At 38.9% G+C, this 494-nt stretch carries 1 pseudogene; it reads left to right on the top strand.

From position 1 onward, the window contains the following. Positions 1–494 (top strand): annotated as a pseudogene (gene rpoB / locus E4T88_RS17345) (DNA-directed RNA polymerase subunit beta); the annotation flags it as partial.

Consider the following 494-nt stretch of genomic DNA (forward strand, 5'->3'; position numbering starts at 1 on the left):
AGGCGATGATTCATTATCTCCAGGTGTTAACCAATTAGTTCGTGTTTATATCGTTCAAAAACGTAAAATACACGAAGGGGATAAAATGTGTGGTCGTCATGGTAACAAAGGTGTAATTTCACGTATTTTACCTGAAGAAGATATGCCTTACTTACCAGATGGAACACCAATTGACCTTATGTTAAACCCATTAGGTGTACCTTCTCGTATGAATATCGGACAAGTTTTAGAACTTCATCTAGGTATGGCAGCTAAGAATCTAGGTATTCATGTTGCTTCACCAGTATTTGATGGTGCTAACGATGATGATGTTTGGTCAACTATTGAAGAAGCAGGTATGGCTCGTGACGGTAAAACTGTCTTATACGATGGTCGTACTGGTGAACCATTTGATAACCGTGTATCTGTAGGTGTTACGTATATGCTTAAACTTGCAAACATGTTCGATGATAAATTACACGCACGTTCTACTGGTCCATACTCACTTGTAACGC

Origin of the sequence: Dysgonomonas mossii, assembly GCF_004569505.1 — a bacterium.
Taxonomy (GTDB): Bacteria; Bacteroidota; Bacteroidia; order Bacteroidales; family Dysgonomonadaceae; genus Dysgonomonas.